The organism is Pedobacter sp. Leaf132, from assembly GCF_920984695.1.
In the GTDB taxonomy this organism is placed as follows: Bacteria; Bacteroidota; Bacteroidia; order Sphingobacteriales; family Sphingobacteriaceae; genus Pedobacter.
Map to the genome: position 1 here is coordinate 155,558 of NZ_CAKLBO010000006.1, position 25,856 is coordinate 181,413.

The 25,856-nt window shown below is 36.4% G+C and carries 23 protein-coding genes; 2 read left to right on the forward strand and 21 right to left on the reverse strand.

Translation table 11 applies throughout. From position 1 onward, the window contains the following. The first annotated feature begins 128 nt into the window (after positions 1–128). The gene (locus tag LUA86_RS12935; RefSeq protein ID WP_231463365.1) at positions 129–428 is read left to right on the forward strand and encodes a septum formation initiator family protein; all 300 of its coding nucleotides are present in this window, start codon (positions 129–131) and stop codon (positions 426–428) included. Between the two features lie 91 nt (positions 429–519). Here LUA86_RS12935 and LUA86_RS12940 read toward each other — a convergent pair whose 3' ends face one another. Both LUA86_RS12940 and LUA86_RS12945 read right to left on the reverse strand, forming a co-directional pair. Next, positions 520–1,140, reverse strand: coding sequence for a trimeric intracellular cation channel family protein (locus LUA86_RS12940; protein ID WP_231463367.1), 621 nt, complete (start codon positions 1,138–1,140; stop codon positions 520–522). Beyond that, positions 1,127–3,211: a hypothetical protein gene (locus LUA86_RS12945; RefSeq protein ID WP_231463369.1), complete on the reverse strand. Its 2,085-nt coding sequence runs from the start codon at positions 3,209–3,211 to the stop codon at positions 1,127–1,129. Before LUA86_RS12945 ends, LUA86_RS12940 begins: the two co-directional genes overlap by 14 nt. A gap of 177 nt (positions 3,212–3,388) precedes the next feature. Between LUA86_RS12945 and LUA86_RS12950 the strand changes: the two genes are divergently transcribed. Next, entirely contained in the window at positions 3,389–4,123 is a 735-nt protein-coding gene (locus LUA86_RS12950) for a murein L,D-transpeptidase family protein (RefSeq protein WP_231463370.1), read from the forward strand. A 100-nt stretch (positions 4,124–4,223) separates the two neighbouring features. On the opposite strand, the gene fabG is transcribed toward LUA86_RS12950, so the two are convergent. The 19 genes from fabG to hemC all read right to left on the reverse strand — a co-directional run bounded on the left by fabG (position 4,224) and on the right by hemC (position 25,615). Continuing rightward, complete coding sequence (gene fabG / locus LUA86_RS12955) at positions 4,224–4,967, reverse strand: 3-oxoacyl-[acyl-carrier-protein] reductase (protein ID WP_231463372.1); 744 nt, start codon at positions 4,965–4,967, stop codon at positions 4,224–4,226. Positions 4,968–5,080: 113 nt separating this feature from the next. Then, entirely contained in the window at positions 5,081–6,157 is a 1,077-nt protein-coding gene (locus tag LUA86_RS12960) for an agmatine/peptidylarginine deiminase (protein ID WP_231463374.1), read from the reverse strand. Positions 6,158–6,327: 170 nt separating this feature from the next. After that, positions 6,328–7,203, reverse strand: coding sequence for a carbon-nitrogen hydrolase (locus LUA86_RS12965; protein ID WP_231463376.1), 876 nt, complete (start codon positions 7,201–7,203; stop codon positions 6,328–6,330). 823 nt (positions 7,204–8,026) lie between these two features. Further along, the gene (locus tag LUA86_RS12970) at positions 8,027–8,248 is read right to left on the reverse strand and encodes a cysteine-rich CWC family protein (RefSeq protein ID WP_231463378.1); all 222 of its coding nucleotides are present in this window, start codon (positions 8,246–8,248) and stop codon (positions 8,027–8,029) included. Positions 8,249–8,423: 175 nt separating this feature from the next. Then, positions 8,424–10,808 carry a ribonucleoside-diphosphate reductase subunit alpha gene (locus tag LUA86_RS12975; RefSeq protein WP_231463380.1) on the reverse strand — a complete coding sequence of 795 codons (2,385 nt, stop codon included), beginning with the start codon at positions 10,806–10,808 and terminating at the stop codon, positions 8,424–8,426. Between the two features lie 214 nt (positions 10,809–11,022). After that, the gene (locus LUA86_RS12980) at positions 11,023–12,018 is read right to left on the reverse strand and encodes a ribonucleoside-diphosphate reductase small subunit (protein ID WP_231463382.1); all 996 of its coding nucleotides are present in this window, start codon (positions 12,016–12,018) and stop codon (positions 11,023–11,025) included. A 430-nt stretch (positions 12,019–12,448) separates the two neighbouring features. Continuing rightward, complete coding sequence (locus LUA86_RS12985) at positions 12,449–12,829, reverse strand: septal ring lytic transglycosylase RlpA family protein (RefSeq protein ID WP_231463384.1); 381 nt, start codon at positions 12,827–12,829, stop codon at positions 12,449–12,451. A 145-nt stretch (positions 12,830–12,974) separates the two neighbouring features. Beyond that, complete coding sequence (locus tag LUA86_RS12990) at positions 12,975–13,478, reverse strand: methionine-R-sulfoxide reductase (RefSeq protein ID WP_231463386.1); 504 nt, start codon at positions 13,476–13,478, stop codon at positions 12,975–12,977. A gap of 127 nt (positions 13,479–13,605) precedes the next feature. Further along, the gene (locus LUA86_RS12995) at positions 13,606–13,998 is read right to left on the reverse strand and encodes a GxxExxY protein (protein WP_231463388.1); all 393 of its coding nucleotides are present in this window, start codon (positions 13,996–13,998) and stop codon (positions 13,606–13,608) included. 217 nt (positions 13,999–14,215) lie between these two features. Then, entirely contained in the window at positions 14,216–15,088 is an 873-nt protein-coding gene (gene sucD / locus LUA86_RS13000) for a succinate--CoA ligase subunit alpha (RefSeq protein WP_231463390.1), read from the reverse strand. A gap of 208 nt (positions 15,089–15,296) precedes the next feature. Beyond that, entirely contained in the window at positions 15,297–16,451 is a 1,155-nt protein-coding gene (locus LUA86_RS13005) for a hypothetical protein (RefSeq protein ID WP_231463392.1), read from the reverse strand. 126 nt (positions 16,452–16,577) lie between these two features. Further along, entirely contained in the window at positions 16,578–17,132 is a 555-nt protein-coding gene (locus LUA86_RS13010; RefSeq protein WP_231463394.1) for a CopD family protein, read from the reverse strand. A 52-nt stretch (positions 17,133–17,184) separates the two neighbouring features. After that, positions 17,185–18,210, reverse strand: a complete 1,026-nt coding sequence (gene hemE / locus LUA86_RS13015; RefSeq protein WP_231463396.1) for a uroporphyrinogen decarboxylase — start codon at positions 18,208–18,210, stop codon at positions 17,185–17,187. Positions 18,211–18,405: 195 nt separating this feature from the next. Beyond that, positions 18,406–18,921 (reverse strand): hypothetical protein, encoded by a 516-nt coding sequence (locus LUA86_RS13020; protein ID WP_231463398.1) that lies wholly within the window; start codon positions 18,919–18,921, stop codon positions 18,406–18,408. Beyond that, entirely contained in the window at positions 18,921–19,625 is a 705-nt protein-coding gene (locus LUA86_RS13025; protein ID WP_109926856.1) for a response regulator transcription factor, read from the reverse strand. The genes LUA86_RS13020 and LUA86_RS13025 overlap by 1 nt, the downstream gene beginning before the upstream one ends. A gap of 8 nt (positions 19,626–19,633) precedes the next feature. After that, a complete protein-coding gene (locus LUA86_RS13030) occupies positions 19,634–20,500 on the reverse strand; it encodes a sensor histidine kinase KdpD (RefSeq protein WP_231463400.1) in 867 nt (288 codons plus the stop codon). Between the two features lie 520 nt (positions 20,501–21,020). Further along, positions 21,021–22,391: a glutamate-1-semialdehyde 2,1-aminomutase gene (gene hemL, locus LUA86_RS13035; protein ID WP_231463402.1), complete on the reverse strand. Its 1,371-nt coding sequence runs from the start codon at positions 22,389–22,391 to the stop codon at positions 21,021–21,023. A 135-nt stretch (positions 22,392–22,526) separates the two neighbouring features. Further along, positions 22,527–23,495, reverse strand: coding sequence for a porphobilinogen synthase (gene hemB, locus LUA86_RS13040; protein ID WP_231463403.1), 969 nt, complete (start codon positions 23,493–23,495; stop codon positions 22,527–22,529). A 539-nt stretch (positions 23,496–24,034) separates the two neighbouring features. Then, the gene (gene hemC / locus LUA86_RS13045) at positions 24,035–25,615 is read right to left on the reverse strand and encodes a hydroxymethylbilane synthase (protein WP_231463405.1); all 1,581 of its coding nucleotides are present in this window, start codon (positions 25,613–25,615) and stop codon (positions 24,035–24,037) included. Positions 25,616–25,856 lie beyond the last annotated feature (241 nt).

Below are 25,856 nucleotides of genomic sequence, written 5' to 3' on the forward strand. Positions count from 1 at the left end.
CTTATTTGGAGAACATCCGGAGATTTTAAATCTTCGGATGTTTTTTTATACATTTACGTCATTGCAAGGTACGAAGCAATCTCGTAATAGAATGCTTTGTACCTCGCAATGACGATTTTTTAAAACCTATGAAGCGTTTAATAGAACTTTTCCGTAATAAATATTTCCTCGCAACTGCTGCTTTTGCCATTTGGATGTTGTTTTTTGATAAAAACGATATGATGTCGCAGTATGAATACCGCAGCCAGGCTAATAAATTGCAGGAGGAAAAGGAATATTTCGAAAATGAAACCGCTCAGATTAAAAAAGATTTAAACGAATTGAGTACAAATCTTAATACTGCTGAAAAATTTGCACGCGAAAAATATTTCATGAAAAAAGATAACGAAGATGTTTTTGTTATTATTCGTGAAGAAAAAAAAGATTAGAGCAGGATTTTTAGGATTTAAGGATTTTAAAATTTAGGCGACTTAATACTTCTATCTTTTAGATTAGCGAGCCGAATTAATCTCATCTTTATCAATATTCAAATTTAGGTAACGACAGCTTAAATTTTACCGCTATAATTCTGAATACAAAAATAAATGCGACTACAGTAAGTTTAGCAACTATACTTTCTACATTGATTTGAATCAATAAGTAATAAAGCATGCCACCTAAAATACTTGCCGAAGCATAAATTTCTCTTCTAAACACTAAAGGAATTGTGTTGAGCAAAGTATCTCTGATAATTCCTCCGAAACAACCGGTTATTGTACCTAAGGTAATGCAGATTCCGGGATTTAAATCGTAGTCAATACCTTTTAATAAACCTACCATTGTAAACAAGCCAAGGCCTAAGCTATCAAACAGAAAAAGTGTAATTTTCATTTTCTGCACATGTGTTTTAAAAAACATGGTTAATAGTGCTGTAAATAAAATTATCAGGCAGGTTTGCATGTCACGCATCCAGGCAACCGGTGTATCGCCAATTAATAAATCGCGAACGGTACCGCCTCCAATTGCAGTTACGAAGGCAATAATTAAAACACCAAATGGATCTAATTTGCGCTGCATAGCAGTAAAAGTACCAGATATGGCAAAAGCGATGGTTCCTAAAACCTCAATAACTTCAGACGTAGAAATGTTATAGCTCTCCATTGCGTTTACGTAAAAACCATTCGGTACTAAGCAGTATTAAAATCAGTGCGAATAACCATTTCAAATTGATAAGTTCATCATATTTACGGTCTTCATAACTTATGGTTTTGATGTTATCGTTAGTTAAAATGACATCAGCAATTTTCATTAAATCATTAGGCATAAAAAGCTGCCCGTTACTTTGCTTAGAAATTGTATTCAGCAATTGATGGTTAGCGGTAGTTTGCTGATATTCTGCAATTAAAGCATTCACGTAAAAACTTCCGGTAGCTGTTAATTTTTTTCCACCTAAAGATGTACCAGCCACGTAAGCATAATTTCCTGAGGGCATGTTTCCGGCATCTAGCTGATAACCATTTTCAGTTTTTGAGAAAACATAGTTGAATAACTTTCCTGCATCGTTTTTAATCTGCAATTGCACTTCCGGTTCATTTACGGGCAGATAACTTTCGTTGTAAAGCGTTCCATTAAACTGAATAGACTCGTTTTCATCGTAAGCAGATTTAGAGGTAAAAACCTTAAATCTCCTTTTATCATCTTTTACAGAAAGGTACTGTACAGTTTTAGAAATTAAATCATTTAAACCCGATTGGCTGATATCATTCTCCGCTTCTGATAATTTCCATCGCCATAATCCCTCTCCCATTAAATAACCAGTCTTTAAACCATTTTCATTTGTAAAGAAAAGCAAAGGTTGCGCTGTACTTACTTTCCCAATACGTTGATTAAATATTGGCGTAGCACTTGCATTAACAGTTAACCTTCCAAAAGGCATCAGCAATGGGTCGAAGCCAGCAAATTGTTTTTTATTTTCTTCTGATAGATTAAAACTGGTAAAGGCGCTATTTAAATCAGCATAAACTTCTTGTACGGAGCCATTAGCGGAAGCCAAATTCACTTGATTTTGAATTTGATTAAAGGCATTCACGTTACTTTGAGCACCTAAAATATACCAGATTGGCTTTTTGAAGCTGGAAATATTCTTTAAAAATGAGGCGGAAATATTCTGACCATCTGGTAATTGATACAATATAATTAAATCAAACTTTGAAAGGCTTATTGCGCTTAAATCATCAGCTAAAGCAAGCTTAACATCATAGTGTTTATTAAGTGATATGGCTTCTTTTATAACACTTAAATCGGGATGCGGAGCTGCAGCAGCCAACAACACTTTTTGCCTGCCATCAATTACTTCAATGTAAAATGTTTGCGTGTTGTTTCGGGTTGTGATTTCATTTTGCAGGGTAGCCAATTGAATGGTGTATTTTTGAATGCCAATTTTCCCTGCATGCAACTTAATCGGCATGGTTTTTACAAAAGAATTCCCGATGATTGATACATTCTGCTGGTTAACTTTCGCACCATTCAGATTTACGGATAAAGATGTATTTTCTCCATCGCTTTGATATGCCTGAAGCTGAACTTCAACGGTAAAATCATCATCCAAATAAACAATGTTATTATAATTTACATTTGCAATTAACACATCCCTTTTCGGAATACTATCGCCCAACGCTACCGTGTAAACTGGCGCATTTATTTGATTGATGTTGTATAAAGGATTTCCTCCATGATTGAAAATACCATCGGTTGCCAGAACAATTGCACCAACATTTCGATTGGCATATTCATCTTTAACTTTTTGGAAAAATGCTGATGCATCAGAAAGTTTACCCTGATTCTTAAAGTCGAATCCATCGTTAATTTTATCCGAGAAGTTATAAGCCCTTACTTCATACTTATCTGATAATTTATCCTGAAGAGATTTAAGATTTTGCTCGTATAATTTCTGGTCGAAGCCCGCAGGTTTAACTTGCCCCACCGACAGTGAATTATCTTGCCCAATGATGATTACAGGCTTATCTAAATTATAATTTAAGGTTTTAATTAATGGAGCAAATAAAAGCCAGGCGATTGCGGTTACAACAACAATTCTGATTGCTGTTAATCCATATTGAAGTTTTTTTTCGAGGTTTTTATTATTGCGATAAAGCAACCACCCATATAAAATACCCAAAGCAAGGCAACCCAGAAAATACAAAATAGAAGTACCTGCAAAAATGCTATTCATATTTTATAAAGATGCTAATTTTGTGTTTAACCGCAAAGAAAGGCAAGAATTATACGAACTATCTTTTCGCCACGGAAGCACTGAATCAACGGAAAAAATATTTTTTAGTTCCATGTAAATCTGTGTTTATGTATCAAAATTTTAAATAAATATTTAGCTTTAACTCAAACCAACATTATGAAATTCATGTGTCTAATCTTTTTTCTATCCTTAAGTATAATGGCAAGCGCTCAAAGTAATTTCAAAGCCACCCAAATCAAATTCGAAAGAGTAGAAAAAGCTTACGAGGAAAAGTGGGAAACACTTAAAAAATTTTTGAAAGCAGATGGTTTTGGACATAATTTTTCGATGCTGATAAACGCATACAAAGCTGAAAGCAAATTGGAGATTTGGTTAAAAAAAGACGCTGAAAAGAAATACAGGTTATTTCGAACTTATGATTTCTGTGCTCATTCTGGTACGCTGGGGCCAAAGGTTATTGAAGGCGATAAGCAAACGCCAGAAGGCTTCTACCACATCAATGTTTTTAATCCCATGAGCAGTTTTCATTTATCACTGGGCATTAATTATCCAAATAATGTAGATTTAACCAGAACGGGAAAAAATCGCAAAACCGGCGGCGAAATTTATATTCATGGCAATTGTGTAACAGTTGGATGCATACCCTTAACCGACGAGAAAATTAAAGAAGTTTACGTTTTGGCAGTTGAAGCGAAGAATAATGGCCAGGACAAGATTCCGGTAAATATTTTTCCCTTCAAAATGACTGACGGAAATATGAAGAAGTATGTAGCACAGTTTCCAACTCAAGCAGCTTTTTGGATAAACTTACAACCTGGATATTTGGCTTTTGAGAAGAATAGAAATTTAGCAGATATCAAAGAAGTTGGAGGAAAGTATTTAATCAGGTAAAAACTAAAAGGCGTAAGGTTTAGGGTTAAAGCCCATCTCACGCCTTTATATTTTTAAATGGATGGAAAGAAAACCTTCCACCTTAAACCCTTTACCTGTTTTACAGCATTCCGCCGCAAACAGATAGTGTTTGCCCGGTTACATAAGCGCTCATATCTGATGCTAAGAACACACAAACATTAGCAATATCTTCGGTTTCGCCAGCACGTTTTAGTGGAATATCTTTCTCCCAACCTGCAACAACTGCAGGGTCTAAAACCTCTGTCATTTCTGTGCGGATGAAACCCGGAGCAACAACGTTAGCACGGATATTTCTAGAACCTAATTCCTTGGCTACTGATTTTGTAAAACCAATAATTCCGGCTTTTGATGCAGCGTAATTCGCCTGTCCGGCATTTCCCTGTACACCAACAACAGAGCTCATATTGATAAATACACCTTTACGAGCCTTCATCATTACTTTAGAAGCCGCTTTTGTAACGTTGAAGATAGATTTTAAGTTAATGTTAATTACATCATCCCAATTTTCTTCACTCATACGCATTAATAAACCATCTTTGGTAATACCGGCATTATTTACAACAATATCAATCGTTCCAAACTCAGCTACAATATCATTAATTAATTGTTCTGCCTGGTCGAATTTGGAAGCATCAGAACGATAACCTTTAACCTTAGTTCCAAAACTTTGCAATTCTAGCTCTAAAGCCTCTCCCTTTTCTACTGATGATAAATATGTAAATGCTACGTTAGCACCTTGCTCTGCAAATTTTTCAGCTATTTTACGACCAATACCTTTCGATGCGCCAGTAATTAATGCTGTTTTTCCTTCTAGTAATTTCATAACCCCTAAATCCCCTAAAGGGGACTCTTATATAATGTGTAAAAATTTAAACTGTTGTAAAGTTAGTATTAATTGTGAATTGTTAACAATTGATATCTTCCCCCTTTAGGGGGTTAGGGGGTTGGCTCCTGCTGACTCAAACAATGGAAACTTCCCAATCCCCAAATAATATCTACAGAGTTAATGCCAACTACTTTTCTATCCGGGAAACAACCCTGAATAATATCTAATGCTTTTTGGTCATTTACATCATCAAAAACCGGAACAATAACCGCCGAATTTGCAATGTAAAAATTAGCATAAGATGCAGGCAAACGGGTATCATCAAAAATTACTGGCGATGGCATTGGCAACTCCACAATATTAAGCGAGCGGCCATCTTTCAATTTCATGGCTTTCAAAGCCTCTAAATTTTCTTGTAACAAAATATAGTTTTCATCCAGCGGATTACTTTCTACAACCGTTAAGACAGTGTCTTCATTAACAAAACGCGTTATGTCGTCTATGTGCCCGTCTGTATCATCGCCAACTATTCCATCACCCAACCATAAAACCTGGTCTTGCCCATAATATTCCAGCAAATATTTTTCAATCTGCTCTTTAGTTAAATGTGGATTACGATTTTCGTTCAGCAAGCAAGCAGTCGTTGTTAAAACAGTTCCTGTTCCATTAAATTCTACCGAACCACCTTCCATTACAATACCTGGTGTAAATAAGGGTAAATCGAAATGTTTTGCAATTTTAGTCGGTACAACATCATCCAAATCAAATGGAGGATATTTGCCACCCCAAGCATTGTAACCCCAATCGATAACTGCTTTTTCATTACCTTTAAGCACAAACGCCGGACCATGGTCTCGGCACCAGGCATCATTAGTTTCATTAAAATAAAACTCAATTTGTGATAAATCTGCCTCAACTTTATTTAATTCAGAAATTGCAAAAGCTTTCATTTCTTCATCCCTTACATTAATACGGACTTTTTCTCCTTCTGCCACAATTTTAATAAACTCACAATATGGCTTGTAAATTGTTTCGATTTTACCCGGCCAGCTCGCTTCTTTGTGTGGCCAGCTTAACCAGGTTGCTTCATGCTTTGCCCATTCGGCAGGAAAAGTATATCCCTGTTGTTTTGGAGAGTAATCGAATTGATTAATATTTAAAAGTTCTTTTGGAGGGAAATTTGACATTTGTTTTGTGTTAGTACTAACGTTTTTACTTAGTCATTGCGAGGCACGAAGCAATCTCCTTATATTAATTGAATGAGATTACTTCGTGCCTCGCAATAACGAATGTCACCGCTCAAGATGACAATATTTTATCTTTTTTCGCTTTAAGCTTTGGTCTTTAACCTTTCTGCTTAATCCTCATCAATAAACCTTTTCGTAATTGGTTGATAAGAATCTATCCTTCTATCTCTTAAAAAAGGCCAATGCTTGCGCATAAAGTCGCTTTGGTCTAAATCCAATGCTACCACTTCAGTTTCCTCTTTATCATGCGAAGCTAAATAAAGCAATTTACCTTGTGCGTTAGTTGCAAAACTTCCACCCCAGAATTTCATGGCGCCATCTTGTTCAAAACCAACACGGTTTACACTCACAACCGGAACACCATTCGCCACCGAGTGCGAGCGCTGTATGGTTTGCCAAGCATTATATTGGTCTTTATTAGTTTCCTCATCTTGCGTTGTATCCCAACCAATTGCCGTAGGGTAAAACATAATTTCTGCACCCATCAGAGCCGTAATTCTCGAAGCTTCAGGATACCATTGGTCCCAACAAATTAAGATACCGATTTTAGCAAACTTGGTATCAAAAACTTTGTAGCCTAAATCGCCTGGTGTAAAGTAAAATTTCTCGTAAAAAGCAGGGTCGTCAGGAATATGCATTTTGCGATATTTACCTAAATAAGAACCATCAGCATCTAAAACCGCGGTTGTGTTGTGGTAAATCCCTGCCGTACGTTTCTCAAATAAAGAAGCAATAATCACAACACCCAATTCTTTAGCAACAGCCTGCAAAGCATTTGTAGATGGACCAGGAATAGCCTCGGCTAAATCAAAATTTGCATAATCTTCAACATCGCAGAAATATAACGATGTAAAAAGTTCTTGCAAACATACAATTTGAGCACCTTTCGCCGCTGCATCACGCACTTTTGCAATCGCCTTATCTAAATTTTCCTGCTTATTATTAGTACAAGTCATTTGTACCAAGCCAACGTTTACTTTCTTCATATCTTCAAATAATTGAATTAATGAATTAGAGAATGATTGAATGTTTATTACGCTTTACGAATTCATTCATTCAAAATTCACTCATTCAAAATTAATGCGCAAAGTTACTATTTTGTTAAAAGTAGAACGGTATAATTTTGTAATTGTTTTTTTTTGAAAAGCAAAGGCAGTAGTTCAGATTATTGTTAGTCGGGCTATCCGCTAAATCTTTTTTGTTAATGTCACTGTGAAAGCATTAGTAATGCAACAAAAAAGTATATCGCTCCTATCCCGTTTAGGTTGAGAAGTTTTTGTTACTATGTAAGGCTGCAAAGTTTAAAAATTTGGCTAAAGCTATTGCAAATTTTTTCTAAACACAGGCGGCTAAAGCCGACTGCAATAAATAATCCACCTTATAACCTCATTGCATTTCATTTCCGTCTGGCTTCAGCCGACGGATAAAAAATTTGAAATTATAAAAACTGCAAATTTTCAGGAAAACAATCTTTTGTTACTTAAACCCGGCAGCAGCGGAAATACTTTTTATTTGTAATAATGAGCTTGTCGAAGGAACATAAAAGATTGAAGCGCCCGCCTGCCAGACGGACAGGAATGGCGGGATTGTAGCAACCGAAAAGAGCAGAAACCTGCTTTTCAAGTTTTTAATCAAGGAAATGATGATGATTCTTCGATATACTCAAGACAACAACTACATTTACTTTGGCTAAAGCCTACATACAACCCTTATATGCTCAGGCTGCTGAAGCAGCCTGCAATGAATAACCCACCTATAACCTCATTGCATTTCATTGCCGTTGGCTTCAGCCGACGGATAATTAGTTTTTTAAACCCCTATTTCTTCTCTATACTCCTGTTGCAGTTCGAATAAACATTTCGCACATAAACAACCATCGTACAATTCTGAGATATATTGCACTTCGTTAATGCTCAATTGAACCACGCTACATTGGCATTTGGTGTAAGAATTTGCCTTGCACTCTATAGCCGTTCCGCACCGTTCGCAGGGAATGATTTCGTGTTTGCTATGTTTTACGGTTGAAGGCATAAGGTTTAAGGCGTAAGGTTAGCCCAATTGCATTACAAAAATATAAACAAAAAATAAGGTTTTGAGCGTTTGCCCAAAACCTTATGATATTATTGCTTTAAGATTGCTTCGTACCTCGCAATGACGGCGAAGTGGTCAGCTTTTCGCTTTAATCTTTCTGCTTTAAGCTCTCAGCTTAACCTGAACAACTAATACAGCCTTCTTCCATTGAACAAACTGGCCCGTCTACAATTTCCTCTGCAACCTGATCTTGAGGAATGTTTGCAGGAATTACAGCTTCAATTGCTTTACCACCCTGGTTTTCTACTGTAAATTTAACCGCTTGTGATGCAGCCTGAGTACGTAAATAATACATTCCGGTTTTCAAACCTTTTTCCCATGCGTAGAAGTGCATTGAAGTTAATTTTGAAGTATTTGGCGCATTTACAAACAAGTTTAAAGATTGAGACTGGCAGATATATGCACCACGGTCGGCAGCCATATCGATGATGTTACGCATCTTGATCTCCCAAACTGTTTTGTATAATTCTTTAATGTAATCTGGGATAGATGGAATTGCCTGGATTGAACCATTAGCCAATATGATTTGGTTTTTCATATCGTTGTTCCATAAACCCAATGCTACTAAATCTTTCAATAAGTGTTTGTTTACCACAACAAATTCTCCACTTAATACTCGGCGAGTGTAAATGTTTGAAGTATATGGCTCGAAACATTCGTTGTTACCCAAAATTTGAGAAGTAGAAGCCGTTGGCATTGGCGCAACCAATAAAGAGTTGTATACACCATCTTTAACTACTTTTTTACGTAGAGCACTCCAATCCCATCTGCCGCTATCTGGTGTTACATTCCATAAATCAAACTGGAACTGACCTTTTGATAACGGAGAACCTTTAAATGTTTGGTAAGGACCATGTTTTACGGCCAAATCGTTAGAAGCTGTCATCGATGCGAAATAAATCGTTTCGAAAATATCTTTGTTTAAACGTTTTGCTTCATCACTTTCGAATGGTAAACGCAATAAAATAAATGCATCAGCTAAACCTTGCACACCTAAACCAACCGGACGGTGGCGCATGTTTGAGTTTTCAGCTTCTTGAACCGGGTAATAGTTATGATCGATAATTTTATTCAGGTTTAAAGTAGCCTGATAAGTTACATCGTATAATTTTTGGTGGTCGAAAGTGCCATTGATAACAAAACGGGGTAATGCTAATGATGCTAAGTTACAAACCGCCACTTCATCTTTAGAGGTGTACTCAATAATCTCCGTACATAAGTTAGAAGACTTGATTGTACCTAAATTCTGTTGGTTAGATTTGCTGTTCGCTGCATCTTTAAACAACATATACGGTGTACCTGTTTCAATTTGCGAATCTAAAATGGCAAACCAAAGCTCTTGTGCTTTAATGGTTTTACGTCCGCGACCTTCAGCTTCGTATTTAGTATATAAATCTTCAAACTCCTTACCGAAACAATCTGCTAAACCCGGTGCTTCGTGTGGGCAGAATAATGTCCAATCGCCGTTATCTTTAACACGTTGCATAAACAAATCGTTTATCCAAAGGGCATAAAATAAATCACGGGCACGCATTTCTTCTTTACCATGATTTTTACGCAAGTCTAAGAATTCGAAAACATCTGCATGCCAAGGCTCTAAATAAATTGCAAAAGCACCTTTACGTTTACCACCGCCTTGGTCTACATAACGGGCTGTATCATTAAATACACGTAACATCGGAATAATACCGTTACTTGTACCGTTTGTACCACCAATATATGAACCCGTAGCACGAATGTTATGGATGCTTAAACCAATACCACCAGCACTTTGAGAAATTTTAGCAGTTTGTTTTAATGTATCATAAATACCTTCAATACTATCATCTTGCATAGTTAATAAGAAACATGACGACATTTGAGGTTTCGGCGTAGCCGCATTAAATAATGTTGGTGTAGCGTGTGTAAACCAACGCTCGCTCATTAAATTATACGTTTTGATTGCGCTCTCGATATCTTCTTTGTGGATACCAACAGAAACACGCATAAATAAATGCTGAGGACGCTCAACAATTTTACCGTTTACTTTTAACAGATAAGATTTTTCTAAAGTTTTAAAACCGAAATAGTCGAAACCAAAATCACGATCGTAAATAATAGAGCTATCTAAAATATCAGCGTTTTTCTCAATAATCTCATAAACATCATCAGCGATAAGCGGTGCGGCTTTTTGCGCTTTCGGGTCGAAGTATTCGTACAACATTTTCATCGTACCCGAGAATGATTTTGTAGTGTTTTTATGCAAGTTAGAAACCGCTATACGCGATGCCAGTAAAGCATAATCAGGGTGTTTTGTAGTTAACGAAGCAGCGGTTTCTGCGGCAAGGTTATCTAACTCTGATGTAGTTACACCATCATATAGACCTTCAATTACCTTCTTGGCAACATCAATTGGATCTACAAGGTCTGCATTTAAACTATAACACAACTTTTGAATACGAGCTGTGATTTTGTCAAATTGTACCGGCTCTTTCCGGCCATCTCTTTTTAGTACGAACATAATTTATGAGATTTAGCGCCCCTCCCAACCCTCCCCAGAAGGGAGGACTTTTAAGGCATGTTTTTTTATTTAGTAGTGCGTATCAAGTATCAAGACTTGTTAATCACGTTTATAATTCTTGTTTATTTTCTCTTGCATTAAAATTGCTTCGTTCCTTGCAATGAAGGCAAGGGCGAGCTTTCAACTTTAAACTTTTTAATTTTAACCCCCAACCTTAAAAGTCTTCATCTAAAGAAAAGGCCTGAGCTTTATTATCAGCAGAGGTTAATACGCCACTTTTCTGATAATCGCCAACACGCTTTTCAAAGAAATTTGTTTTTCCCTGCAATGAAATCATCTCCATAAAATCGAAAGGATTGGTTGCGTTATAGATTTTTTTGTAGCCTAATTCTTGTAACCATCTATCGGCAACAAACTCGATGTACTGGCTCATTAATTTTGCGTTCATACCAATTAAAGCAACTGGCAAAGCATCTGTAATAAATTCTTTTTCAATTTCTACAGCATCGCTGATGATTCCATGAACTTGCTCTTCGCTTAGTTTATTGCTTAACATGCTGTACAGTAAGCAGGCGAATTCGCAATGTGAGCCTTCATCTCTAGAGATTAACTCGTTACTGAAAGTTAAACCTGGCATTAAGCCACGTTTCTTTAACCAGAAAATAGAACAGAAACTTCCGCTGAAGAAAATACCTTCAACTGCGGCAAAAGCAACTAAACGTTCTGCAAAAGTTCCGTTTTCTATCCATCGAAGTGCCCATTCTGCTTTTCTTTTTACTGCCGGAACAGTATCGATAGCGTGGAATAAACGATCTTTTTCTTCTGGATCTTTAATGTAAGTATCAATTAATAAGGCATAGGTTTCGGCGTGGATGTTTTCCATCATAATCTGGAAACCATAGAAACAACGAGCTTCTGGTAACTGAACCTCACTCATGAAGTTAACGGCTAAATTTTCGTTAACAATACCATCACTAGCAGAAAAGAAAGCAAGAATGTGTGAGATAAAATGTCTTTCGCCATCATTTAAATTATCCCAGTGTTTTTGGTCATCAGAAAGGTCAATCTCTTCAGCTGTCCAGAAACTAGCTTCAGTTTTTTTATACATTTCCCAAATTGCCGGATATTTTATAGGCAAAAGCACAAATCTGTCTTTATTTTCTTGTAGTAATAATTCCTGTTCCATAAGCTGATATTTTTTAAACTTCATTTTAAACAGAGCCGACAAAACCACGCATTCATCAATTTTATATGATGATTGAAATGTTTTTATTAAAACTCTAGAGTGAAAGTACCAACCTCGTCGCCAGGCAAACAACGTAGTTTTTAGTTAGGTAAATTTAAATTTGTAATCAGAGAGATTCGCATATAAATTACTAAAAACTAAGCTTTTGTATTTGTTTTTTAGCGCCAGAAGTTGAAGAACTTTGTTAAAACAAATATATATACAGGAGCCCTTTTTTGTGAACCAAAGTTGTTAACACTACCGTGAAACCGGTGGAGAAATCAATCAGCTAAATATCATTTTCAATCAAAAAAAAAGCTAATTGTTTCTTTTCAAGGGGTTAGCAAACAAATTTGAGTGTTAATAACTTAAATTTGAGGGCAATTTGAGGTGTAGATTAGAGCTAAATAGAATGTTATTCAACAGTATAGCTAAGTTCTACCGTAGCAACACCTTTATGATAGATACCAATTTCTTTTGCAGCACTTTCTGATAAATCTATAGCTAATCTTTTAGAGAAAGGACCACGATCATTAACCTTAACCACAACCGATTTTCCGTTATCCGGATTGGTTACTGTAATCATTGTTCCGAAGGGTAATGTGCGATGCGCAGCGGTGTGTTTTTTAGCTCTGTATTTTGCGCCGCTTGTTGTTCTGCGACCTTCGAATTTTCTGTGGTAATAAGTTGCTAAGACTGTTTTCTTGATGCTTTCAGGTTCATTTGATGAGTCAGAATTTTGTGCTTTACCTTGTAAAAACAGGAAACAAAAACTTAATATCAGAAAATACTTCATAGGCTAAAATTTCTTTATCGAGCCTGCAAATATAAGCATTTAGTTTATAATCAATAAATTGTGGAAAAACAGCTTGATTTACAAGCACAAAAAAAGGTGTACAACATTCGCTGTACACCTTAACCTAACCCTACTATACCCACCTTTATTTCTTATCCGGAACGAAATTCATCGAGATAGAATTTACGCAATGACGAGTATCTTTGTTGGTAAATCCTTCACCAATAAATACGTGACCTAAATGTGCGCCACAGTTTGCGCAAACAATCTCTGTACGCGAGCCATCTGCATCTGGAATACGTTTAACAGCACCTTTGATTTCATCGTCAAAAGCCGGCCATCCGCATCGAGCATCAAACTTACTTTCCGAACGATATAGAGCTGCATCGCAACGCTTACATGTGTAGGTGCCTTTTTCGGTTGTATGCTCATACTTTCCTGTACCTGGATATTCTGTGCCTTTATTTACGATTACTCTTTCTTCTTCGGGTGTTAATGCATTCCAATTCATTTTCTTTTTGGCTGTTATATTTTTTACTTGTTCTACCTTTTCAACTTCTTTCTTCTCTTGCTTTTGTGCACAAGCAGATAAACTTGTAATTATTGCAACAGTAGAAATCAAAAATAGTTTATTTAACATCGTTCTCATGCATCAATATACGCTATAGATTTCAATTTGGTTTGTATGTTGAAATGTTTGACTTAGTGTTTACAAAGAGATGATATTTTTTCTCTTGAAGTTGCCACGGAAACACAGAAGACACGGAATTTGGATTTTATAAAATCACACGTCTAATTTCTAAAGTTGGTTTGCCAAAGTTTAAAACCAAACCAACTTTGCATTCGGAGCATTTTAGATAGTTTATGGTTTGAGCTAAATCTTCATTCGCAATTCCGCTTTTCGATTTAACTTCGAGAATTACGGTGTCGAAAACAATAAAATCTGCATAAAAACTATGTGGGAGTAGAATATCTTTATAGTATACAGGATAATACTTTTCTCTTTCTAAAAAATAACCTCTTCGTTCAAACTCAATGCAAAGCGCATCTTTGTAAACAATTTCTAAAAAACCGCAGCCCAAAGCTTTATGAACTTCGATTGACGCATTAATAATTAAATCAGTTTCATTTTTATAGGGAAGATTATCTTGTCTTATTTGATAATCCATGAACGATAATTTTAACTAATCTAAACAAATTTCTCCTTCTCACTATTTCTTTTCTGTGTATTCCGTGCTTCCGTGGCAAAAAAAATCATCAAATTCTAAATTCTTTCCTTTTTTTCAGTGTATTCCGTGGCAAAACTAATAACCAACTAACTTAGTAAACAAAAAAAAGCGTCTCGAAATTAATCGAAACGCTTTCATTTATATGATTTTATAAATCTTATTTTGCTAATTCTTCTGCCATTGCAGCACCAATCTCAGCCGGGCTTTCTACAACGCGAATACCACACTCACGCATGATTTTCATTTTTGCAGCAGCCGTATCATCAGCGCCACCTACAATTGCACCAGCGTGACCCATTCTACGTCCGGCAGGAGCAGTTTGACCAGCGATGAAACCAACAACAGGTTTAGTACCATTTTCTTTAATCCAACGAGCAGCTTCAGCTTCCATACCGCCACCAATTTCACCAATCATGATGATACCGTGAGTTTCAGGGTCGTTCATTAATAATTTAACTGCTTCAACAGTTGGTGTACCAATGATTGGGTCGCCACCGATACCGATAGCGGTAGTAATACCTAAGCCAGCTTTAACCACTTGATCTACAGCTTCGTAAGTTAAAGTTCCTGATTTAGAAACCACACCTACGTGACCTTTCTTGAAGATAAATCCTGGCATAATACCAATTTTAGCTTCATCAGCAGTAATTACACCAGGGCAATTTGGGCCGATAAGTGTAACATCGCGGTCAGAAATATATTCTTTAACCTGAATCATATCCTTAGTTGGAATACCTTCAGTAATACAAACAATCACTTTAATACCACCTTCGGCAGCTTCCATAATCGCATCAGCAGCAAAAGCCGGCGGAACGAAAATGATAGATACATTTGCTCCGGTTTTATCAACAGCATCTTTAACAGTATTAAAAACAGGCTTTTCTAAATGTAATTGCCCACCTTTGCCAGGCGTTACACCACCAACTACGTTTGTACCATACGCCAACATTTGTTCGGCGTGGTAAGTTCCTTCGTTTCCGGTAAAACCCTGAACGATAACCTTAGAATCTTTATTTACTAAAACGCTCATGTATCAATTTTTTTTGTGCAAATCTAATATTATTGCTTGGAAAGTCAAACCTAAAATCATATTATTTAACCCATTCTTCTGAGAAAATAAAATGATCTAGTTTAATGTTACCTTTAATTAACTTAACCAATAAATTTTTGATAGTTTATTTAGGAAGATGTAAATCTGTTTTATAAAATAATAACTTTTAAAAAAGGGCAATAATGAATTAATCTGTTTTTCTCAATTTAAACAATCTAAAATCCTGCTTATAAATCAAGAAAAACGAATGATTAAACTGCAATTGCTTGTCGGTATGATCCAAATCGACATGGGGTTCAAAGCGCACATCGAGGTATAAATTAGGAATCAATTCTTTTTGATAAGCATAACGCAATGAAACAATATTTCTGCCACTTTGCTTTAAACCATTAGTGTATAAATTACTCGAAACAGATTCATAAAGCGGCATACCTTTAATAGAAATAAAATTATTTCCTTTCCAGTAAGAAGCAACTAAACTTCCCCATTTACTTTCTACTCCTGCATTTAGCCATACGCCAAAACCACCCTGAAAAGCCCTTCTTTTATCTGGCGATAAATCTTTATAAACCGCTATATAGTTATCGGTGTAGACTTGTTTAATGTTGCTATTAATTTCTTTATGGAGTTTCAGACCAGCGGCACCATTAAAAACTGTACTAATCGGAATTTCTTTTAAAACATCAATTTGTCCTCCCTGATGGAAAGCCAAAAATTGTGCAGGGAAAGTAAATTTCCAGCCATTATTTTCAGCAATCGTGGTTTCTGTAGATAAACCTCCAACAATCTCTTCCTTAGCAGCTTCACCCTTTTCAATCATCTTTTGCCATGCAATCCAGGCATCCAGATTAAACCGCTTACGCTCAACCAATAACTGCGTACCATATTCAATCGGATTGGTTAAGGTTCTTTCAAAATTATAAAGTGGCTCGATATATTTGTGCTGTATTCCACCTTCCAAACTTCCGAAAATTAGGGTTAAATTTCTTTTATGATATTTTAAACTGAATAATGGTTTAGCATCAGTAATTCCGTTTCTACCAAAATCTTTACGAATGAAAGCACCGGCGGTAATGGCCAAATTGGGATGGGCAAAATACGTAATTTGAGGTTGCAACTGCGTTCCATACAAAGTATAACCATCATGAAAATCGTTGGTATATTCGTAATTACGAACAAAGTTGAGGTTGTAGAAGTTAAAATGAACTTCGTTGGTTAAGCTACTATCGGGACGAATTCTATTTTCTAATGCTGATTGATTAAACTGTGCAGAAGCAAAATATGAGCAAAAAAGAAATGATACTAAAAGTGAAGTTTTCTTCAAAACTGAAGCTGTAAACATGTGTTTGGGTTTATCGCCCAAATTTAGGATAGTTTTTCGTTTATTTAACCGCAAAGAACACTAAGTTTACGCAAAGAAAACAAAGAATGGTTATCTATAGTATGCTTTAATCTTTCAGCCCAAAGCTTACTTCTTTAAACGATAATTCTTATACAATTTAACTGCAATCATAATAACTATGGCAACACCCATTATGCCAATCAAACCATAAATCCAATTGATAGCACTTTTTAAAATAACCACAAAAACAATTGCAATCATAAAAATCGTAGCCAACTCTCGCCATAAACGGAGCTGAAAACTTGTCATTTTGAATTGATTGTTTTTTAACTGCTTTACAATATTCTGGCAGATGAAATGATAAATTAATAATCCTGCCACAAAACCAAGTTTAACATGCATCCAATCTGCTTTCATCAAACCAGGATTTAGAGTAAGCATACCAACACCAGCTAAAACAGAAATAATCATGGCCGGTGTGGCTATAATTTTCCATAATGTAGCTTCCATTTTTGTAAACTGCTTAATCAGAATACTTTTTTCAGCTTCTGGTTTTTCGTTTGCTTCGGTATGGTAAATAAAAAGACTTAGGATGTAGAACAAACCCGCCATCCAGCTAATTACGAATACAATGTGTACTGCTTTAAAATATTGATAATATGGCAAAAGGATTTCTATCATCTCTCTAGAATTTACACTAGCTGTCCAAACTTCATTTAAGGAGATTTAGGATTTAATACCTAAACTCCTTTACCACATCAATAGCATATTTCACATTATCAAAAGGAATATCTGGCATAATACCATGTCCTAAATTGAAGATAAAACCTTCTGTGCCACGCATACGCTCAAACAATTTGTGTATTTGCGCTTTAATTACAGATTTATCAGCATATAAAATATGTGGGTCTAAATTCCCTTGTACAGCTATGCCATTTGGTAAAGCATTTTTTATGTTTAATAAATCTGCATTCCAATCAACAGAAATTACATCTGGCTTAGCTTCTGCCATAATTGGTGCAAAAACCGAGCTTCCTTTACAGAAGGAAATTACCGGAATATCTTTTCTGTTTAGGTTTGCAATAATTTCCTGAATGTAACGATGAGAAAACTCCTGATAATCGTTCCACGACAATGCTAATGCCCAGCTATCGAAAATCTGAACCGCATTAACGCCGGCAGCAATTTGAAGGTTTAAATAATCGGCAGTAACCTTTGCAATCTTTGCTAAAAGTTTATGTGCTAATTCTGGTTGATTATGAATAAAAAGCTTAGTTAACTTAAAATCTTTAGATGAGCCACCTTCAATTAAATAGCTCATAACAGTAAAAGGTGCACCAGCAAAACCAATTAATGGAATACGACCGTTTAATCGTTGTTGAATCACTTTAATTGCATCTGCAACATACTGCAATTCATCTAAACAATCTACATTTAAGTTTTCAATATCTTGAGCGTTACGCACCGGATTTGCAAATTTTGGTCCTACGCCTTGAGTAAAACTCAAATCGCCACCCATTGCTTCTCCAGTTACTAAAATATCACAGAATAAAATCGCTGCATCAATATCCAACAAATCAACAGGCAACATGGTTACATCGGCTGCAATTTCAGGGGTTTTACACATCTCTAAAAACGAGTATTTGTTCTTTATCTCCCAATATTGCGGCATAAAACGACCAGCCTGGCGCATCATCCACACCGGTGGACGTTCTGTTTGTTTCGAAAATGCTGCGTCTAAAAATAAATTATTCTCCATGATTTGTTGTTGCTGTTCCACTCTATCGCCATGCTGAATTTATTTCAGCATCATTTTAATAAATAGATCCTGAAATAAATTCAGGATGACTTAAGTGTAAAAAATTTAATTGCGCAAAGGTATAAATAAAAAAAAAACGAAGAACCTTTTTATTCCTAAACCGGTGCTTCGTTTCTCAAAATGACAATACTAATATTATAATTTGCTTATTTCTTTTTCAAGTTTAACAATTATATCTTTAGACCGTGCTGATTCTGCCAGTTCTTTAGCAATTTTTGTATAAGCTTCTGCTTTCTCTCTATCTTTTCTTCTTAGCGCCAGGTTTGCCAAATGTATAAGCACATAGCCTTTTTGGGTTTTACCGCCTACCGGAAAACGGCTAGCCAGTTGAAAATGATATTCAGCCTTTTCGTAATTTTCTTCTTTGAGGGCAATATTTCCCTGCATAAACTCGTAATAACCTCTGCGGTTTTTCGATAATCGCTCTGGGTTTGGCACTTCTGCAAGCATCAGCTTTGCTTTTTCAAACTCATTATTTTTGAAATATTTAGAAGCCATTAAAACAGAACCATGCCTGAAATGACTCCAGATAACAAAAACAAATAAAAGGCCTGCAACAGCGGCAAGTTCGTACTGAACCACAAACATACATACCAATGCCGCCAGTAAAAAAACGGCCATCAATACATACCTGCCAAGACTATTATACATTAATGAATATCGGTAAATTTATAGCCGACGCCACGGATTGAATGAAAATATACGGGATTTTTTTGGTCTGGTTCAAAATACTTACGGAATGTTAAAATGAAGTTATCAATCGTTCTTGTTGATGGATAAACATCATAATTCCAAACTGTTTCTAAAATCTGTTCACGAGAAACAGCATCATTTTTACGCTCAATTAAAAGCTTCAATAACATCGTTTCTTTTTTAGTTAGCGGCGTAATGGTGCCATCATCATGTTTCAACTCAAAAGAATTAAAATAGATAGTTTTATCACCGATTTTATAAGAATTTAACTCCTTTAAATCGTCTGATTTTAAACTACGTTTAACTAAAATTCCAACGCGAAGAATTAATTCTTCCAAGTTGAAAGGTTTAACCAAATAATCATCAGCTCCTTTTTTCAAACCTAAAACACGGTCTTCTGATGTATTTTTAGCTGTTAAAAACATAATCGGAACTTCTGCATTCTCTAAACGGATTGTTTCACAAACCTGGAAACCATCCATTTCAGGCAACATAACATCTAAAATGATTAGATTAAAGCGTTCTTCTTTAAATATTTTAAGAGCGGTTTTGCCATCTTTAACGGCGTGAACTTTATAACCCTCAAGTTCGAGGTTTAATTTAATAGCATCTAACAAGTGATCCTCGTCTTCTACCAATAATATTCTTAATTTTTGTGACATAATTGAGATTAACTAAATGTTACTTCAAAAATACTTCCCTGAGGCAAATTGTCTTTTACTGTAATATCTGCATCATGGTATTGTAAAACCTCTTTCACAATAAACAAGCCTAAACCTGTTCCCTTCGCTTTTCTGACATTCTCATTACCAACGCGGTAAAACTTATCAAATATCAACATTTTTTCGGCATCTGAAATACCTGGTCCTTTATCAATTACACTCAGCTGAATATGCCCATCCACCTGGTTTAAAAGCACATTTATCTCATCACATGGACTCGAATATTTAACTGCATTTTCTATTAAATTGGTAACAACTGACGATAAGGCAAATTTGTCACCCACTAACTGCAAATTTGGCTGAATTTGAGCATTTATAAGTTGCTCATTCCCGCAAGAATGCACCTGCAATCTATCCGTAATTCTATAAACCAATTCCGAAAAGTTAAACTCTTCTTTCGGAAATGTATAAGATCGGTTTTCAATTTTGGTAGCCAATAGCATATTTTCTACCAAATCATCCAAACGCTCGATATCTTTTAACGAATTATTTAATAAAGAAACCTGGCGGGCTTTATCCAAATCTCTTTTAACAATAGTTTGAATAGAAAGTTTTATAGCAGCCAAAGGCGATTTCAATTCGTGTGTTATCGACATTAAAAAATTCTGCTGTTGCTCTCTTAATTTATCTTCCCGTTTTAACGATTGATGCAGAAAATATCCGCCAATACAAAGCAAAAACAAAAACACAGAACCCTCGCCCATAATCATTGTCATGCGGCTTGGTTGCAAGCGCACCACCAAAGTGCCCCAGGAAATGAGCTGAATTAATGCGTAAAGCAATAACGCGTAAAATATGATAATTGATTTCTTCATACCCCAACCCCTAATGGTGTTTTAATTTTTTTATTATTGCCATGGTTTGTGTCCTCACGAACCATTTTATTCTATTTATTTGAAAAGCAATTTTCTGTTCATTTTGGTTATTTCAGCCCCGCCTTTCCTGCCCTCCGGCAGGCGGGCGTTTCAATTTTTTTTAACTTCTGTCATGCTAAGGTACAGAGCATCCCTGCCTGCGGCAGGCAGGTGTTTCATCGGTTGCAGATGCTTCGTGCCTCAGCATGACACTTTATTCAGGGTTACTGCTCAAAAAAGTATTTCCACTTCAATCGGGTTTAGGGAATTTAGCCCTCAGAAAGAAACTTAAATTTCCCCCTGCACTCTCCAAACGGTGACAACCCCCTCAGAGCTATTTACGCTCTCTCTATTGCGGGGCACGAAGCAATTCCATAACAATCGCTATTTTACAACCCGAAGCTTTAAGATTGCTTCGTACCTGTTAATGATGTTTGGCTAATGCCTTTTATGGTAAAAAATCTCCGTGGCTAAAAAGAACCTACTTTCTAAACACCAAATCAAGCGCTTCAAAAATTGCTCTCTTCGCTTTTTCCAATTCTATTTTTGTGTGCGCTGCAGATACAAAACCAACTTCATACCCTGATGGACCTAAATAAATGCCACGGTTCAGTAGTTCGCGGTGCATTATTTTAAATTTTTCCATGCTACCCGCATCAATATCATCAGCTGTTTGAATTTTTTCTTTCTCGGTAAAAGCAAACCAAAAAATAGAACCAACTGTAAAAACCTTAAACTTATAATTTCTCGCGGTAGCAAAACGCTGAATACTCGCAACAAAATCTTGTGTTTTATTATTCAAATCTTTATAAAACCCCGATTTGTTCAATTCAATTAAAGTTGCGATACCCGCGGCCATAGCTACCGGATTTCCGGATAAAGTACCCGCCTGGTAAACGCCACCATCAGGCGAAATGTGCGACATAATTTCAGCGCTAGCACCATACATACCCACAGGCAAACCGCCACCAATTATTTTACCGTAGGTAACAATATCTGGCGTTATGCCGTAATGTGCCGCTGCACCTTCAAAACCAACACGAAAACCGGTAATTACCTCATCAAAAATCAATAAAACCCTGTTATCGGTACAAATTTTACGCAGAAATTTGATGTATTCTTCATCCTGTAAAATTAATCCATTATTAGCCGGGATACCCTCAATAATTACCGCAGCAACCTGATCTTTAAACTGAGCAAAAGCCTCCTCAATAGCTGCTGTATCATTCAAAGGAATCACAATTGTTTCTTCAGCAAAAGATTTTGGAACACCTGCAGAAGAAGTTTCGCCAAATGTAACTAAACCAGAACCAGCTTTAACTAAAAGTGAATCGCTATGCCCATGGTAGCAGCCTTCAAACTTGATAATTTTATCTCTGCCGGTAAAACCTCTGGCCAAACGAATGGCAGACATTACGGCTTCTGTACCGGAACTTGTGAAACGAATTTTCTCTACAAAACGATTGTTTTTGATAATCAATTCTGCCAATTCATTTTCCAAAGCCGTTGGCGCACCGAAACTCATTCCGTTTTGCATTACCTCAGTAACTTTTTCCCGAATTTTAGGATTATTGTGACCTAAAATCAATGGTCCCCAGCTTCCACAGAAATCAATAAACTGATTTCCATCAGCATCCCAAATGTAACAACCATCGCCTTTTTCGATAAAAAGAGGCGTGCCGTAAACAGATTTAAAGGCCCTTACCGGAGAGTTTACACCACCCGGGAAATACGTTTTAGATTTCTCATACAATTCAGCCGATTTTACTCTAGAAATATCTGGTTTACTTCCGGTATTTACAGGAATATCGGCTTCGTTACCCGAAAACATTTTTTTTAATGAATCTAACATTTTTTTGTGTTTTAAGTTCTACGTACTAAGTTTTAAGTATCCAAACTAAAACCTACATACAACTCTCTTATTAAATTAGAAGTTCTGGTCCAGTTAAGCAAACGCCAAAACGTAAAACTTATAACTTACAACTTCCTAAATCCAGTCGTTATTTAAAATATCTTTTATATGGTAAGTTGTAATAATACTTGCTCCGGCTCTGGCAAAGGCATGCATGGTTTCCATAACCACTTTTTGTTCATCAATCCAGCCACGTTCTGCGGCGGCTTTAACCATCGAGTATTCGCCAGAGACATTATAAACTGCAATAGGCAAATTAGTATCTTGCTTTAAACGTTGAATGATGTCTAAATAAGCCAAGCCTGGTTTAACCATCAAAACATCGGCACCTTCCTGTTCATCCAATTGTGCTTCACGAAGTGCTTCCAAAGGATTTCTAAAATCCATTTGATAGGCCTTTCTATCACCTTTACTTGGAGCGCAATCTGCGGCTTCTCTAAATGGGCCATAATAAGCAGATGCAAACTTTGTAGCGTGACTCATAATAGCGGCATTTACGAAACCATTTTCATCTAAGAGATTCCGCATCGCTTCAGTTCTGCCATCCATCATATCAGATGGTGCAAACATATCGGCGCCAGCTTGCGCATGTGTTAAAGCCATTTTAGCAATTACATCAACGGTTTTATCATTCTGAACATAATCGTTCTCCATAATTCCGCAATGTCCGTGTGTGGTGTAAGAGCATACACATACATCAGTAATCACATACAAACTATCACCAAAATGCTTTTTTAATTCACGAACTGCGGTTGGCACTAATGAATGGTCGTGATAAGCAGATCTGGCATCAGCCGATTTCTCGTCTCCAACACCAAAAAGCATGATTTTGTTCAAACCTTTATTCATTCCAGCCTCAACATCTTTAACCAGAGTATCAATCGAATAATGATTAACGCCAGGCATTGCATCAATAGCATGGATAACATTTGTTCCAGGCACCACAAAATAAGGGTACACAAACATATCTTTCGATAGTCGGGTTTCGGCTACCATCTCTCTAACCAACGGGTTTTTCCTCAATCTTCGCGGACGATGTAACATTTTTTTAGTATTATAGCCCCACCCAACCCTCCCCAGAGGGGAGGATTAAGCGAGTGTATTAGTATTTAGTATCAAGCTTGCCTGCCGCTTATGAAGGTATCAAGACTTGAGTATCATCTTATTAAAGCATTATGGTTCATTAATTGACGATGCATTATTATATTTTTTTTGAAAAGCAGTTTCAGTAATCCTTCGTTTAATGCAGTCCCGCCTTTCCGTTTCAATCTTTTTTAAACTTCTGTCATGCTGCTCCATTTCCTTCATTGCGAGGAGGAACGACGTGGCAATCTTTTTTGTTATCCATCTAAAAAAGTATTTCCACTTCAATCGGGTTTAAATTATGTCTGTCATTGCGAGGCACGAAGCAATCTAACGCCTAAGAGATTGCTTCATACCTCGCAATGACGATGTGGTCTTGCTTTTCACTTTAGTGTTTATGCCCTCTTATGGGCTTTAAACTTTCTGCTCCCAAATCCTACACCTTTAACCCTAACCCTCAAACCCTACACCTTAAACATCAAACCCTACACCCTAAACCTCTATCTAATCTCTATTCCAAAAACAGCTTCTGATAATCCAATTTCATCTGGGGAGTACGGTAAAGCATATTTCACACCCATTTCATCAAATTTCTTACCTGTAGAGTTTCCAATCGCAATCACTTGCTGACCAGGCTCTAGTAAATTATCTGCAAAATACGCATCCACGTTTGATGGACTGGTAAAAATTAATACATCAGCATAACTTTGGTCTATATTTTCTTCTATTACCGTTTCGTAAATTGGTAAATCAATAATTTTCGCATCAGCCGGTAACGATTTTTGAATCGATTGTAATGAATCCTGTGCTCTTGGAAACAAAACATTTTTACCTGAAACCAATTTTGCAAAATCTTCTGCAACTTCACTAATATCGCCACTTGTTCCTACAAAATCTGCAAAATGCCCAAACTTACGCAAGGCATCTTCAGAGCCTCTGCCAACAACACCAAATTGTGTTTTCTTTGGCAATTGTGGTTTTAGGTTGAAGAAATATTCGACACTATTGCGGCTACTAAAGAAAATCCAATCGATATTTTTTAAGATAAACTGGTCTAAAACAGTAACAATTGGAAAGGTGCGAATTAACGAACGACCTTCAATTTCTATATTTTTACTTTCTAAAGCTTTACGGAAATAACTGTGTTCGCCAATTTCGCGAGAGATGAAAACCTTTGCAGGTTTCTTACGCTCTTTATCAAATTTAGCTACAATCTTTTCTGCTAAGCCCGTGGTAGTTTCAGAACGTAAAAATAAACGCTCCGGAAAATCATCAGCAGTTTCAGCTTTTGAAGTCCATACCTCAAATTCGCCATCTTCTTTTTTGCAATAACAACCTAAAGGCATATGGCAACCACCTTCAAAAAGGTTCAAAACTTTACGCTCTACACCAACCTCTTCGGCTGTGGCAGGATCGTGCAGTTTTTGTAAAGCATCAAAAAGTTCAGCATCATTTTCTCTGATTTGAATAGCCAAAGCACCTTGTGCAGGAGCCGGAACAAATTCAGTTGGCTCTAATTCTTCAACATGAAATTCGCTAACATCTAAGCCTAAACGTTTAATACCAGCTTTTGCAAGCATAATGGCATCATAATCTTCATCGCGAAGCTTTTGTATACGCGTTGGAACGTTTCCTCGTAAATCTTCAATTTCTAAATCAGAGCGTAAACCTAATAACTGTGCTTTTCTTCTGTTTGATGATGTACCCACCATTGCACCTTTTTTCAAAGAAAGCTTTTGCGAAACATCAACACAATCTTTTAAAATTAAAAGATATTCGGTCGCCTCTTCACGTGTAGGTATTGCAGCAATGGTTAAACCAGCCGGATGATTAGTTGGCAAATCCTTTAAGCAGTGAACTGCTAAATCAATTGTACCAGCCAAAAGCTCTTCTTCCAATTCTTTGGTAAAAAAACCTTTTCCTTCTAATTTATCTAAACGCAAGTTCAAGATTTTATCGCCCTGCGTTTTAATAATTTTAATTTCTGCTTCAATTCCGAGTGCAGCTAATTCACTTTGAATGTGATTGGCTTGCCATAAAGCAAGTTCGCTACCGCGTGTTCCGATGGTTAATTTCTTCACTATAAAGATTAAATGAACTGCAAATTTAAGGTTAATTTGGTTTATACCATGAATTGTTTAAAAATGAGACAGTGAGGTTACAGTTCTTAGTGGAAAGCTAAAAGTAAAAAGTTGAAAGTCTACAAAGTTTTATAAACATTGAGCGGATTTTTGTGCGGACTACAATTCCCCTCCTTTGGAGGGGTGCCCGCAGGGCGGGGTGGTTTCTGATATTGCGAAATCGATTTTCGACCGATTGAAG